This is a genomic window from Pseudomonas capeferrum, assembly GCF_000731675.1.
Lineage (GTDB): Bacteria > Pseudomonadota > Gammaproteobacteria > Pseudomonadales > Pseudomonadaceae > Aquipseudomonas > Aquipseudomonas capeferrum.
This window is the reverse complement of the sequence record NZ_JMIT01000003.1, coordinates 723,056-736,207: the sequence shown is the minus strand read 5'-3', so window position 1 is coordinate 736,207 and position 13,152 is coordinate 723,056. Positions and strand designations below refer to the sequence as shown.

At 63.5% G+C, this 13,152-nt stretch carries 12 protein-coding genes; 8 read left to right on the top strand and 4 right to left on the bottom strand.

Going from position 1 to position 13,152, the window contains the following annotated elements; translation table 11 throughout:
- Positions 1-71: 71 nt before the first annotated feature.
- Positions 72-944, bottom strand: coding sequence for a LysR family transcriptional regulator (locus PC358_RS20945; protein ID WP_033702318.1), 873 nt, complete (start codon positions 942-944; stop codon positions 72-74).
- 244 nt (positions 945-1,188) lie between these two features.
- On the opposite strand from PC358_RS20945, the gene PC358_RS20940 reads away from it, so the two are divergent.
- The 3 genes from PC358_RS20940 to PC358_RS20930 all read left to right on the top strand — a co-directional run bounded on the left by PC358_RS20940 (position 1,189) and on the right by PC358_RS20930 (position 4,964).
- Entirely contained in the window at positions 1,189-2,532 is a 1,344-nt protein-coding gene (locus tag PC358_RS20940; RefSeq protein WP_371856399.1) for a glutamine synthetase family protein, read from the top strand.
- A 4-nt stretch (positions 2,533-2,536) separates the two neighbouring features.
- Positions 2,537-3,310: a gamma-glutamyl-gamma-aminobutyrate hydrolase family protein gene (locus tag PC358_RS20935; RefSeq protein WP_033702315.1), complete on the top strand. Its 774-nt coding sequence runs from the start codon at positions 2,537-2,539 to the stop codon at positions 3,308-3,310.
- A 112-nt stretch (positions 3,311-3,422) separates the two neighbouring features.
- Positions 3,423-4,964 (top strand): APC family permease, encoded by a 1,542-nt coding sequence (locus PC358_RS20930; RefSeq protein ID WP_033702314.1) that lies wholly within the window; start codon positions 3,423-3,425, stop codon positions 4,962-4,964.
- Positions 4,965-4,998: 34 nt separating this feature from the next.
- On the opposite strand, the gene gmk is transcribed toward PC358_RS20930, so the two are convergent.
- Both gmk and PC358_RS20920 read right to left on the bottom strand, forming a co-directional pair.
- Positions 4,999-5,619, bottom strand: a complete 621-nt coding sequence (gene gmk, locus PC358_RS20925) for a guanylate kinase (protein WP_033702313.1) — start codon at positions 5,617-5,619, stop codon at positions 4,999-5,001.
- 13 nt (positions 5,620-5,632) lie between these two features.
- Positions 5,633-6,496 carry a YicC/YloC family endoribonuclease gene (locus PC358_RS20920; RefSeq protein WP_033702312.1) on the bottom strand — a complete coding sequence of 288 codons (864 nt, stop codon included), beginning with the start codon at positions 6,494-6,496 and terminating at the stop codon, positions 5,633-5,635.
- A gap of 226 nt (positions 6,497-6,722) precedes the next feature.
- On the opposite strand from PC358_RS20920, the gene rph reads away from it, so the two are divergent.
- Positions 6,723-7,445 carry a ribonuclease PH gene (rph, locus tag PC358_RS20915; RefSeq protein ID WP_033702311.1) on the top strand — a complete coding sequence of 241 codons (723 nt, stop codon included), beginning with the start codon at positions 6,723-6,725 and terminating at the stop codon, positions 7,443-7,445.
- A gap of 61 nt (positions 7,446-7,506) precedes the next feature.
- Here rph and PC358_RS20910 read toward each other — a convergent pair whose 3' ends face one another.
- A complete protein-coding gene (locus PC358_RS20910) occupies positions 7,507-8,286 on the bottom strand; it encodes an exodeoxyribonuclease III (RefSeq protein ID WP_033702309.1) in 780 nt (259 codons plus the stop codon).
- Positions 8,287-8,366: 80 nt separating this feature from the next.
- Here PC358_RS20910 and pyrE point away from each other — a divergent pair, with 80 nt between their 5' ends.
- The 4 genes from pyrE to PC358_RS20890 all read left to right on the top strand — a co-directional run bounded on the left by pyrE (position 8,367) and on the right by PC358_RS20890 (position 13,151).
- A complete protein-coding gene (gene pyrE / locus PC358_RS20905) occupies positions 8,367-9,008 on the top strand; it encodes an orotate phosphoribosyltransferase (protein ID WP_016394033.1) in 642 nt (213 codons plus the stop codon).
- 130 nt (positions 9,009-9,138) lie between these two features.
- Positions 9,139-9,678 (top strand): sigma-70 family RNA polymerase sigma factor, encoded by a 540-nt coding sequence (locus PC358_RS20900; protein ID WP_050506147.1) that lies wholly within the window; start codon positions 9,139-9,141, stop codon positions 9,676-9,678.
- Positions 9,671-10,639 carry a FecR domain-containing protein gene (locus PC358_RS20895; protein ID WP_033702307.1) on the top strand — a complete coding sequence of 323 codons (969 nt, stop codon included), beginning with the start codon at positions 9,671-9,673 and terminating at the stop codon, positions 10,637-10,639. The genes PC358_RS20900 and PC358_RS20895 overlap by 8 nt, the downstream gene beginning before the upstream one ends.
- A 79-nt stretch (positions 10,640-10,718) precedes the next feature.
- Entirely contained in the window at positions 10,719-13,151 is a 2,433-nt protein-coding gene (locus PC358_RS20890) for a TonB-dependent siderophore receptor (RefSeq protein ID WP_033702305.1), read from the top strand.
- The last annotated feature ends 1 nt before the right edge of the window (position 13,152 follow it).

The window sequence follows — 13,152 nt, the reverse complement described above, 5'->3', positions numbered from 1 at the left end:
GGATCATAGCGCTCCCTGTGGTAACGGCTTTGCCCGCCAAAGGGCCGCAACAGACACCCTGATCTTGTATCTCACAACATCGCGCCGCGCAACCGTGGGGTCAGTTCTTCGAACAGCGTCTGCACCGAGCGCAATGCCCGGCAATCGGGCCGGGTCAGCAGCCACAGCTGGGTGTCGCAACCGGCCAGCGGCCCGCTCAGCGCATCGACGCCTGGCAAGGCGTGCACCATGTAATCGGGTAACGCCGCCACGCCCAACCCGGTGCTGACCAGCTGCGCGATGGTCGACATGCCGCTGCACTGGTAACGCGGGCTCAGCCCGGGGTATTGCTGGTTGCGCCAGACCACGGTGGGGTGGTCCTGCATCGAATCGTCCGGTGCGATCCACGGCACGCTGTTGGCCGCCTCGTTCAGGCGCTCGCGCCACTGCGGCTGGCCGCAGATCACATAGGAAGTCGAACCCAGGCAGCGGCCGACCAGATGCTCCGGTGGCGTGTTGGTCAGGCGCAGGGCAATGTCGGCATCGCGCCGGCTGAGGTTGGCGAAGGTATTGGAAGTGCCCATTTCCAGCGACAAGGCCGGGTAGTTGGGCATGAATTCGGCCAATGCCGGCAACAGCAGGCTGTGCATCACTGCCTCGGTGCACGTCAGACGAACGGTACCGCTGACTACCTGCTCGCCACTGGTCATGGCGATGCGTGCGGCCTCCAGCGCCTGCTCGGCGCGCTCGGCCTGCTCCGCCAAGGCCTGCGCCGTGTCGGTCGGCAGGTAGCCTTTACGGCTCTTGACGAACAGTGCCGTGCCCAGTGCCGACTCCAGCCGGCGGATCGAACGGAACACCGTCGAAACATCGACTTTGAGCAGTTCGGCAGCCTTTGCCAGGGAGCGGCCACGTTCCAGGGCCAGGACCAGGGAGAGGTCGGCATGGGTAATCTGATATTGCATTGGTGCACGCTCTGCTTGCCGAAATGCCAATGTCTGTTGCGTTGAGGCCATTTTATAGTGGAACCGCCCCTGGGAATCAATGCGCCCGGTCGGGCAACCAATCCCCACGATGGGAAAGTGAAAAAAACAACAGCTGCAACCATCGTCGCCCGTGAGGCGCCAGCCGTATCCCCACATCGCCGCAGCAAATCAAAGGATGTACACCATGACGTCGGTCACTCCGTGCGCCAGTTCTTCCAGCGAGATGAAAGACTTCCTCCAGGCCCATCCAGACACTCAGTACGTCGATCTGCTGATCTCCGACATGAACGGCGTGGTACGTGGCAAGCGCATCGAGCGGGCCAGCCTGCACAAGGTGTACGAGAAAGGCATCAACCTGCCGGCGTCCCTGTTTGCCCTCGACATCAACGGCTCGACCGTTGAAAGCACGGGCCTGGGCCTGGATATCGGCGATGCCGACCGCATCTGTTACCCCATCCCCGGCTCGCTGTGCAACGAGCCGTGGCAGAAACGCCCCACCGCGCAGTTGCTGATGACCATGCACGAAATCGAAGGCCAGCCGTTCTTCGCCGACCCGCGCGAAGTGCTGCGCCAGGTGGTGAGCAAGTTCGATGACCTGGGCCTGGATATCTGTGCCGCATTCGAACTCGAGTTCTACCTGATCGACCAGGACAACCTCAACGGCCGCCCACAGCCGCCGCGCTCGCCGATTTCCGGCAAGCGCCCGCAGTCGACCCAGGTGTACCTGATCGACGACCTCGACGAATATGCCGACTGCCTGCAAGACATGCTCGAAGCGGCCAAGGAGCAGGACCTGCCTGCCGACGCCATCGTCAAGGAAAGCGCCCCGGCGCAGTTCGAGGTCAACCTGCACCACGTTGCCGACCCGCTGAAGGCCTGCGACTACGCGATCCTGCTCAAGCGCCTGATCAAGAACGTTGCCTACGACCATGAAATGGACACCACCTTCATGGCCAAGCCCTACCCAGGGCAGGCGGGCAACGGCCTGCACGTGCATATCTCGCTGCTGGACAAGAAAACCGGCAAGAACATCTTCGCCAACACCGACCCGCTGCAAAGCGACGAGCTGCGCCACGCCATCGGTGGCGTGCTGGAGACGATGCCGGCGTCGATGGCCTTCCTCTGCCCGAACGTCAACTCCTACCGCCGCTTCGGCGCGCAGTTCTACGTCCCCAATGCGCCAAGCTGGGGCCTGGACAACCGCACCGTGGCGGTTCGTGTGCCGACCGACAGCAGCGAAAACGTGCGCATCGAGCACCGCGTGGCCGGTGCCGACGCCAACCCGTACCTGATGCTCGCGGCCATTCTCGCCGGCATTCACCACGGCCTGACCAACAAGGTCGAGCCGGGCGAGCCGATCGAGGGCAATTCGTACGAGCAGCTGGAGCAGACGCTGCCGAACAACCTGCGCGATGCCCTGCGTGCGCTGGATGACAGCGAAGTGCTCAACCAATACATCAGCCCGGACTACATCGATATCTTCGTCGCCTGCAAGGAAAGCGAGCTGGCAGAGTTTGAAGTGTCGATCTCCGACCTCGAGTACAACTGGTACCTGCACACGGTGTAAGCCCATGAGCGCAAATGCGGTCCCTTTGATCGGTATCAGCGCCTGCCGCCAGCAGGTGGGGAAGAACTCGTCGCACACGGTGGGCGACAAGTATGTCGAGGCGGCCGGCTTTGCCGGGCTGCCGGTGATTCTGCCGGCTCGCGACGGGGGCAGTGATACCCCTGGGTTGCTGGCCCGGCTCGACGGCATTCTTTTTACCGGCTCGCCTTCAAATATCGAGCCGCATCATTACAATGGCGCCCCCAGCGCGGAGGGTACCCGGCATGATCGCGCGCGCGATCGCCTGACCTTGCCGCTGCTGCAGGCAGCGATTGCCGCCGGTGTGCCGGTGTTTTGCATCTGCCGTGGTTTCCAGGAATTGAACGTGGCCCTTGGCGGCACCCTGCACCAGCGTGTGCAAGCGCTGCCTGGCTACCTCGACCACCGCGAACCTGAGGACGCACCCCTGGAGGTGCAATACGGCCCTCGTCACCCTGTCGGCATCGAGCCTGGCGGGTTGTTCGAGCGCCTGGGCCTGGCTGCGCAATTCGAGGTCAACTCGTTGCACAGCCAGGGCATCGATCGCCTGGCCCCCGGGCTGCGCGTCGAGGCACGGGCCCCGGATGGCCTGATCGAAGCGGTGTCGATGCCGGATGCGCCGGGCTTCGTGCTTGGTGTGCAGTGGCACCCTGAATGGCGTTTCGCCGAAAACCCGGTCTCCCTGCGCCTTTTCCAGGCGTTTCGCGAGGCCTGTATTGCCCATGCTGCACGGGAGGGTGTGCGCCACAAGGCATGCTGACGTCAGCCGAAAGTCTCGGATGACTCACCCCCGCTGCAAGCTTTCAATGAGTGAAAGCGGGCCTTGCGCGCAAGGCCTGTGAAAACAATTCCAAAATTTACGGCAAATACTCATGAGCGATTACACAGAAGCCGGCCGCCCACCCGATGTGGCGGCCGACGCGGGCAACACCCAGCGCAGCAAGGGCTTGGCCAAAGGTCGCCTGGGCTTGCTGGCCAGCGTGGTGCTGGGCATTTCCACCATCGCCCCGGTCTATACCCTGACCGGCGCGCTTGGCCCTACCGTGCGAGAGGTGGGTGCCCACCTGCCAGCGGTATTCATCGTCGGCTTCCTGCCGATGCTGCTGGTCGCCCTCGGCTATCGCGAGTTGAACTCGGCAGAGCCGGACAGCGGCACTTCGTTCACCTGGTCGGCGCGTGCCTTCGGCCCGATGATCGGCTGGATCGGTGGCTGGGGGCTGGTGGTCGCCACCACCATCGTGCTGTCGAACCTGGCGGGCGTGGCGGTCGATTTCTTCTATCTGTTCCTCGGTCAGATCACGGGCAACCATGGCCTGGCTGCCTTGGCAGACAACCTGCTGATCAATATCGCCACTTGCTGCGTGTTCATTGCCCTGGCGGTGTGGATCTGTTGTCGCGGCATAGCCACCACCATGACGGTGCAGTATGGCCTGGTGGCCCTGCAGTTACTGGTGCTGATCGGGTTTGCCTTCGCTGCCTTCGGGGGCACCACCGCGCCGCCACCGCTGGCGTTCGATTTCGCCTGGTTCAATCCGTTCGGCGTCGAGTCGTTCTCGGCGTTTGCCGCAGGGCTGTCGTTGTCGATCTTCATCTTCTGGGGCTGGGACACGTGCCTGACCGTCAGCGAAGAGTCGGTAGGCAGCGAAGAGGTGCCGGGCAAGGCCGCCACCTGGACGGTGATGTTGATCCTCGGCCTGTACCTGTTCACCGCCATCGCCACACTGCAGTTTGCCGGTATCAGCGAAACGGGCCTGGGCCTGAACAACCCGCGCATCCAGGAGAACGTCTTTGCTCACCTGGCCGGCCCGGTCATGGGGCCGCTGGCGATCCTGATGTCCATCGCCGTGCTGGCCAGCACCGCAGCGTCGCTGCAGTCGACCTTCGTGGCGCCGGCGCGCACCCTGTTGGCCATGGGTTACTACGGTGCGGTACCGCAGAAGTTCGCCAGTGTCTGCCCGCGCTCGCAAACGCCGCGCTACGCCACCATCTGCGCAGGCCTTGCCGCTGGCCTGTTCTACGTGACCATGCGTACCCTGAGCGAGAACGTGCTGGCGGATACCATCACTGCCCTGGGCATGATGATCTGCTTCTACTATTCGCTGACCGCATTTGCCTGCGTCTGGTATTTCCGCGGCAGCCTGTTCGACAGCCTACGCCATTTCATCATGCGTGGCCTGTGCCCGCTGGTAGGTGGGGTGATCTTGTCGGTGATCTTCGCGCGTACCGCCATCGACAGCGCCTCGCCAGACTTCGGCAGCGGCTCGCATGTGGGCGGGTTGGGGCTGGTGTTCGTGATTGCCGCGATCATTTCGGTGCTCGGCATCGGGCTGATGATGCTGTCGCGCCTGCGGGCGCCGGCGTACTTCCTGGGGGCTACCTTGCGTCAGCAGGCGACGCTGCCACTGCAGGACTAAGCAAATGGGGCCGCTAAGCGGCCCCATTCGTTTTCTAACCGACCAACTGCTTCAGCAATGCGCCGTTGCGTTGTTGCTGCTTCTTGAGCAGCAACCGGTTGGCAACGAACACCGCCTTCAACTCCTCCAGCGCGACGCCGAAGTCATCGTTGATGATCAGGTAATCGTACTCGTCGTAATGCTCCATCTCGCTGACCGCCTCCTTCATGCGCCCGGCGATGATCTCTTCGCTGTCCTGGCCACGGCCATCCAGCCGCTGACGCAGGGCTTCCTGGCTCGGCGGCAGGATGAACACCGACAGTGCCTCGGGCATCAGTTTGCGCACCTGCTGAGCACCCTGCCAGTCGATCTCCAGGATCAGGTCGTAACCCTGGTCGAGGGTGTGCTGCAGGGCGCTGCGCGAGGTGCCGTAGAAGTTGCCGAACACCTCGGCATGCTCGAGGAAGTCGCCTTGCTCGATCAGCGCCTTGAATGTTTCGTGCACGACGAAGTGGTAGTTCACCCCGTGCTGCTCGCCCGGGCGCATGGCGCGGGTGGTGTGCGAAACCGAGACGCGGATTTGCGGGTCGTCCTGGGTCAGGGCAGTGACCAGGCTGGTCTTGCCGGCACCCGAGGGTGCCGAAACGATGTAGAGGGTGCCGCTGCTGTGATTCATGGTCGGGGTGGCCTTACTCGATGTTCTGTACTTGTTCACGCATCTGTTCGATCAATACCTTGAGGTTGACCGCCGCTTGCGTGCTGCGCGGGTCGAAAGCCTTGGAGCCTAGGGTATTGGCCTCGCGGTTGAGTTCCTGCATCAGGAAGTCCAGGCGCCGGCCAGCTGCACCGCCCGACTTGAGCACGCGACGCACTTCGGTGACGTGGGTGCTGAGGCGGTCGAGCTCTTCGGCGACGTCGCTCTTCTGCGCCAGCAGCACCATCTCTTGCTCCAGGCGCTGCGGGTCGAGTTCGGCCTGCATGTCGCCGAAGCGGTCGAGGATCTTCTGCCGCTGGGCGGCCAGCATCTGCGGCACCAGGGCGCGCAGGGTGGTGACCTCGCTGGCCATGTTGTCCAGGCGCTCGTTGATCAGCCGGGCCAGCTCCTGGCCTTCACGCAGGCGCCCGGCCTTGAGCTCGGCCAGCGCTTCGTCGAACAGCGCCATGGCTTCGGCGTTCAGGGCCTGGGGGTCGCTGGCGTCAGCGACCAGTACGCCCGGCCACGACAGCACTTCCAGCGGGTTCAGCGGTGCCGGTTGCTTGATCAGGCCTGCGACCTCTTCGGCGGCGGCGACTAGTTGCGCCGCGCGCTCGCGGTCGACCTTGAGCGGCTTGCCGGTGCTGTCTTCGTTGAGGCGCAAGGTGCATTCCACCTTGCCACGCGACAGCCCTTGGCGCAGGCCTTCACGGACTGCGCCTTCGAGGTCGCGCAGGGCCTCGGCCAGGCGCAGGTGCGGTTCCAGGTAGCGGTGGTTGACCGAGCGCAGTTCCCAGACCAGGGTGCCTTGGCTGCCGGCGCGCTCGACACGAGCAAAAGCGGTCATGCTGTGCACCATGGGGAGTACCTCGCGTAGATGAATGAACGGGGGGAGCCTCTCGGCTGCAAGGCGCAGGATTGTAGCGCAGTGGGGGCTCGGCGCCCAATCCAGCCATGTTACAGAGCTGGAAATGAACAATGGGAAAAGGCGACAGGCCGTCAGGGCAGCGACAATAGGCATGTCCTCCCGGGGCCGTGAGCTCTATAATGCTCGGCAGATTCAAGTCCCAGTACAGGTATCCCAGATGAAACGTCCAAGTGGTCGCGCCGCCGATCAGCTCCGCTCGATCCGCATCACCCGCAACTACACCAAGCACGCCGAAGGGTCGGTACTGGTCGAGTTCGGTGACACCAAGGTCATCTGCACGGTCAGCGTGGAGAATGGTGTTCCCCGCTTCCTCAAAGGCCAGGGCCAAGGCTGGCTGACAGCCGAATACGGCATGCTGCCGCGCTCCACCGGCGAGCGTAACCAGCGCGAAGCCAGCCGTGGCAAGCAGGGTGGCCGCACCCTGGAAATCCAGCGCCTGATCGGCCGCTCGCTGCGCGCCGCACTGGACATGAGCAAGCTGGGTGACATCACCCTGTACATCGACTGCGACGTGATCCAGGCCGACGGTGGCACCCGCACCGCGTCGATCACCGGTGCCATGGTCGCCCTGTGCGACGCCCTGGCGGTGATCAAGAAGCGTGGCGGCCTCAAGGCCGGCAACCCGCTCAAGCACATGATCGCTGCGGTTTCCGTGGGCATGTACCAGGGCGCTGCAGTGCTCGACCTGGATTACCTGGAAGACTCCGCCGCCGAGACCGACCTGAACGTGGTCATGACCAGCGCCGGTGGTTTCATCGAAGTACAGGGCACCGCAGAAGGCGCGCCGTTCCAGCCTGAAGACTTGAATGCCATGCTCGCCGTGGCGCAGAAGGGCATGAACGAGATCTTCGAACTGCAGCAGGCTGCCTTGGCCGACTGACTGTTTCTGTAGATACGAAAAAGCCGACATTGATGTCGGCTTTTTCGTATCTGAATACAACTCAGATGGTCAACGTCCAGTCATAGTCCACGATCAGCGGCGCATGCTGCGAGAAGCGCGGCTGACGCGGCAGGCGGGCGTTACGCACGAAGCGGCGCAGGCCCGGGGTGAGGATCTGGTAGTCGAACCGGTAGCCCAGGTTGAGCATCTCGGCCTGTTCGTTGTCCGGCCACCAGCTGTACTGGTCGCCTTCACGGCTGACTTCACGCAGGGCATCCACGTAGCCCATCTCGCCGGTGATCGCGTCCATCCAGGCACGCTCCGGCGCCAGGAAGCCAGGCGTTTGCTGGCTGTCGCGCCAGTTCTTGATGTCGAGCTTCTGCTGCGCCACGTAGAACGAGCCGCAATAGATGTACTCGCGCCGCTTGCGCCGCTGTTTATCCAGGTACTTGGCGAAGTCGTCCATCAACTTGAACTTCTGGTTCAAGTCTTCGTCGCCGTTCATGCCCGAAGGCAGCAGCAGGCTGGCAATACTGACTTTGTCGAAATCTGCTTGCAGGTAACGCCCGTAACGGTCGGCTGTCTCGAAGCCCAGGCCGGTGATGACTGCCTTGGGCTGCATGCGCGAGTAAAGGGCCACGCCACCTTGGGCGGGCACCTCCGCGTCGCAGGCATAAAGGAAATAGCCATCGAGCTGGAAAGCTGGGTCGTCGAGTTCAAAGGCCGAGGCGCGGGTATCCTGAAGGCAGATGACGTCGGCATTCTGGGCTTGTAGCCAGCTGAGCAATCCACGCTCGGCCGCAGCCTGAATGCCATTTACGTTCACACTGATGATCCGCATAAATGGCCCCAAAAATCTCGTGCGTGTATGATACCCGAGCTCAACTCATTTAGCTAAATCCGTGGTGTCCGGGACTTTCCATGCAGCCGTATCAGCGCGACTTCATTCGTTTTGCCATCGACCGCGGCGTTCTGCGCTTCGGTGAATTCACCCTGAAATCGGGGCGTACCAGCCCGTACTTCTTCAATGCCGGCCTGTTCAACACAGGTTCTGCATTGGCGCAGTTGGGGCGTTGCTACGCCGCAGCCATCGTCGACAGCAAGATCCCCTTCGATGTGCTGTTCGGCCCGGCTTACAAGGGTATCCCCCTGGCGGCGACTACCGCCGTGGCCCTTGCCGACCAGCATCAGCTCGATGTGCCGTGGTGCTTCAACCGTAAAGAAGCCAAGGATCACGGCGAAGGCGGCAGTCTGGTAGGCGCACCCTTGGCCGGTGAGGTACTGATCATCGACGACGTGATCACCGCCGGCACCGCCATCCGCGAGGTCATGCAGATCATCAATGCCCAGCAGGCCAAGGCCGCTGGCGTACTGATCGCCCTGAACCGCGAAGAACGCGGCAATGGCGAGCTTTCGGCAATCCAGGAAGTGGAGCGTGACTTCGGTATCCCGGTGGTCAGCATCGTTTCGCTGACCCAGGTGCTGGAGTTCCTGGCGGACGACCCGCAGCTCAAGCAGCACCTGCCGGCAGTCGAGGCCTATCGGGCGCAGTACGGCATCTGAAAAAGCGCCGTGTTCAGGCGGCAGTAAGGCCGCCTGACGTTGCTATACCGAAGGCTGACCCTGCACGTGTACGGGGCCAAGTTTATGCTGATATGATGAGACGAATTCTCATTCACATCTGTAGCCTCCCGTGCAGCACACTTCTTCGGCAAACCACCCTCGGCATCAGGCCATCGACCAGCTCTACAGTCACCACCACGGCTGGCTGCAGGGCTGGCTGCGCAAGCGCTTGGGCAGCGCCGCCGATGCGGCGGATCTGGCCCAGGACACGTTCGTGCGGCTGCTCTGCAGAGCGCCGGGCGAGCCGCTGAACTGCACGACACCGCGCGCCTATCTGGCCACCATCGCCAATCGCCTGGCCCTCAACTTCTACCGTCGCCGCTCGCTGGAGCAGGCCTACCTGGCCGCGCTGGCGCAAATGCCAGAAGACCTCGCTCCGTCGCTGGAACAACAAGCGCTGGTGCTCGAAGCCCTCGACGAAATCGACCAGGTCCTTGCCCTGTTGCCCGCCAAAGCCCGCCAGGCGTTCCTGATGGCGCAGCTGGAGGGTTATACCCAGGAAGAGATCGCCAACCGCCTCAATCTCAGCGTGCGCTCGGTGCAGCGCCACCTTGCGCGGGCCTTTGAAGAGTGCATCGTGCTCGCCAGCCAGGGCGCGCAGCATGAGTGATACGCCCATCGACCGCCGCATCGCCCGTGAAGCGGCCCAATGGTTTGTACGCTTGCAGAACAGCAGCGCCGGCGCCGCCGAGCATGCCGCCGGCGCCGAGTGGCGGGCGCGGCACGTGGATCACGAACGGGCCTGGCAACTGGCCGAAAGGTTTGGCGGTCGAGCCCAGCAGCTTGCCGGCAGTGCCGGGCGGGTGGCGCTGGAGCGCCCACGCAGCCTGGAGCGGCGGCAGGTGCTCAAGACCCTGGCGTTGCTGATCGCCGCCGCCCCCGTAGGCCTCGCGACATACCGCGGGCTGCCGTGGCGCGAGTGGCAGGCGGACGAGCGCACGGCCACGGGGGAGCAACGCTCCCTGCAGTTGCCCGATGGCGGGCAGATTCGCCTGAACACCGGCAGCGCCGTGGATATCGCCTATGACGAGCATGTTCGACGCGTGCGCCTCATCGCCGGCGAGATGCTCGTCGAAGTACCCCATGAGCATGCCGGGCGGCCGTTCATCGTCGATACCGCCGAAGCGGAAATTGCCCTGCTCGGCAGCCGCTTTGTGCTGCGTCAGTACCCGCACAGCACTTACCTTGCCGCCCTGGAGGGCGCTGCCCGGGTGCGCCCGCGGCGGTCACCGGGCGATGAGGGCCTGATGCTCCTGGCGGCCGGCTTACAGACGCACGTCAACAGCCGGGCTGCGCAGCCGCCCATGGTGCTGGCGAAAGATCGTCTCGATTGGTTGAGCCAGGTGCTGCGCGCAGAAAAGATGCGCCTCGATGACTTCATCAACGAGCTCGGCCGCTATCGACCTGGCCTGCTGCGCTGCGATCCGGCAGTGGCCGGGCTGCTGATTTCCGGCGCCTTCCAGTTGCGCGACACCGATCAGGTTCTTCGCGCCCTGAGCCAGACCCTACCGGTGAACGTGCTCTACCGCACGCCCTACTGGGTCACCCTCACCGCGCGTGCGAACGCGTGAACAGAATGCGTGTCGTGTTTTTCTCAAGCTGCGTGTCCCTCCCATAAACACATCACTTTTACAGGGCAGGGGCGAACACATGGCGACGACGCAGGGCATTCAACCACTGGCGCGGGCAGTACACGCTGCCGCACTGGGTCTGATCATCGCGGGCGGCGGCCTGGCTGCGGCATCGCTGCAGGCCGCCGAGCAAGGCGCGCGGCAGAACCGTGCCTATCAGGTGCCGGCCGGTAACCTCAGCAGTGCCCTCTCTGACTTCGCCAGCCAGGCAGGCATCACCCTGCCCATCGAGCCGGGCCTGGTGGAGGGGTTGCGCAGCCCTGGCCTGAATGCCGCCACCAGCGTGCAGGGCGGCCTGCAGCAATTGCTGCAAGGCACCGGTCTGCAAGCCTCGCCGCAAGGTAATGGCCTTTACCTGCTGACGCCGCAGGCAACGGCTGGCACAGGCCTGGAGCTGAGCGCGACCAACATTACCGGCCAAGGCCTGGCGGCGACTACCGAGCACAGCGGCTCCTATACCACCGGGGCCATGCAGACGGCCACCAAACTGCCCTTGAGCCTGCGCGAAACGCCGCAGTCGGTCAGTGTGGTCACGCGCAAGCGTATGGACGACAAGGCCATGAACAGCATCAGCGATGTGGTCAAAAGTGCGCCGGGCATTTTTCTCAGTAACTCCGGCGGTGCAGGGCGGCCCTCGTTCAGCGCCCGCGGTTTCAACGTCGACAGCATCATGTACGACGGTTTTCCTACCAGCTTCCTGACCTACCTGCCCAGCGGGGAAGCCAACCTGGCCATGTATGACCGGGTGGAGATCGTGCGCGGTGCCACCGGGCTGGCCCAGGGCGCCGGCAACCCCGGTGGCGCCATCAACCTGGTGCGCAAGCGCCCGACTCATCAATTTCAGGCCACGCTCACCGGCAGTGCCGGTAGCTGGGACGATTACACCGGCACGCTGGACGTCGGCGGTCCGCTCAATGAAAGCGGCACCCTGCGCGCACGTACCGTGGTCTCGCGGCAGGACGCTAAGAGCTTCCGTGACGCGGTGGAGAGTGACCATGAGCTGTTCTACGGCGTGGTCGACGCCGACCTGAGCGAAAGCACCACCCTGACGCTCGGTGCCTACCGGCAGAAGAACCACACCAACTATATCTGGGGCGGGTTGCCCATGGCCCGTGGCGGTGGCCATCTGGGGCTGCCGCGCGACACCTTCCTCGGCCATGACTGGGAGTATTCGGACGATCGCACCACCGGCTATTTCGCCACCCTGGAGCACGGCTTCGCCAACGACTGGTCGCTGCGCCTGGCAGCCATGCAGTCGAAGACCGACACCGATGTACTGGCCTCTTCGGTCTGGGAATACGATCGCCATTACCTGTGGACAGAGGCCATGGAACAGAAGGAAACCGGCTATGACCTGGCGCTCAGCGGCCCCTTCCAGTTGCTCGGTCAACAGCATGACGTGACCCTGGGCGTCAGCAAGCGCCAGCTGGATTACCGCTCTGGCAAGGCCTGGAGCGCCTACATCGACGCTGGCATCAATCCCTTCGAGTGGAACCCTCGTGGGCATGCCAAGCCCGATTACGTCACTGGCCCTAACGGTCTTCCCGAAACCACCACCCAGGACAGCGTCTATGCCAGCACCCGGTTGCGCTTGAGCGAGCCGCTGTCGTTGATTCTCGGCGGCCGCGTCGACTGGTACGCGTTCGACGACAGCAAAAGCAGTGAGAACAACTACAAGATCACGCGCAACCTGACCCGCTATGCCGGCCTGGTCTACGACCTGGACACCCACCACTCGGTCTACGCAAGCTACACCGATATCTTCAAGCCGCAGACCAGCAAAGGCCTGGACAGCAAAGTGCTTGACCCGGTAATGGGTGAGAACTACGAAGTGGGTATCAAGGGCGAGTACTTTGGTGGTGCGCTGAACGCCAGCATAGCGGTGTTTCAGATCGACCAGAAAAACCGTGCCCAGGAGCTGCCTGACGCCAAAGGTTGCGGGGCGGGCCCCGCCAGCGCCTGCTACGAGGCTGCCGGGCTGGTCCGCAGCAAGGGCATCGACCTTGAAATCCAGGGCGCCCTGGCCGACAACTGGCAACTGGCCGCCGGCTACACCTACACCCAGACGAAATACGTCAGCGACGCCAACAAAGCCCGGGAGGGTGAGGACTTCGACCGCACCAAACCACGCCAGCTGTTCAAGCTGTCGACGATCTACACCCTGCCGGGTGAGTTGCAGCGCTGGCGTGTGGGCGGTGACATCTACCAGCAGAGCCGCATCCGCACCTCGGGTGGTGCCGGCGCCACTGCCTGGCAAAACCAGCAGGGCTCGTACACGGTGGTCGGCCTGGTGGCAGGCTACCAGGCCAGCGAGCAACTGGACCTACAGGTCAACCTCAACAATCTGTTCGACCGTACCTACTACAGCAGTGTGGCCAATGGCGCCTACAGCCCGTACGACATCTACGGCGACCCGCGCAATGTGAAACTGACTGCCCGCTACAGCTTCTAGG

Bases quoted from the DNA above. Each gene is read 5' to 3' on its own strand.
- pyrE (WP_016394033.1), top strand. From the start codon at position 8,367: ATGCAGCCGTATCAGCGCGACTTCATTCGTTTTGCCATCGACCGCGGC.
- PC358_RS20940 (WP_371856399.1), top strand. From the start codon at position 1,189: ATGAAAGACTTCCTCCAGGCCCATCCAGACACTCAGTACGTCGATCTG.
- PC358_RS20920 (WP_033702312.1), bottom strand. From the start codon at position 6,496: ATGGTGCACAGCATGACCGCTTTTGCTCGTGTCGAGCGCGCCGGCAGC.
- PC358_RS20935 (WP_033702315.1), top strand. From the start codon at position 2,537: ATGAGCGCAAATGCGGTCCCTTTGATCGGTATCAGCGCCTGCCGCCAG.
- PC358_RS20910 (WP_033702309.1), bottom strand. From the start codon at position 8,286: ATGCGGATCATCAGTGTGAACGTAAATGGCATTCAGGCTGCGGCCGAG.
- PC358_RS20895 (WP_033702307.1), top strand. From the start codon at position 9,671: ATGAGTGATACGCCCATCGACCGCCGCATCGCCCGTGAAGCGGCCCAA.
- rph (WP_033702311.1), top strand. From the start codon at position 6,723: ATGAAACGTCCAAGTGGTCGCGCCGCCGATCAGCTCCGCTCGATCCGC.
- gmk (WP_033702313.1), bottom strand. From the start codon at position 5,619: ATGAATCACAGCAGCGGCACCCTCTACATCGTTTCGGCACCCTCGGGT.
- PC358_RS20890 (WP_033702305.1), top strand. From the start codon at position 10,719: ATGGCGACGACGCAGGGCATTCAACCACTGGCGCGGGCAGTACACGCT.
- PC358_RS20930 (WP_033702314.1), top strand. From the start codon at position 3,423: ATGAGCGATTACACAGAAGCCGGCCGCCCACCCGATGTGGCGGCCGAC.
- PC358_RS20945 (WP_033702318.1), bottom strand. From the start codon at position 944: ATGCAATATCAGATTACCCATGCCGACCTCTCCCTGGTCCTGGCCCTG.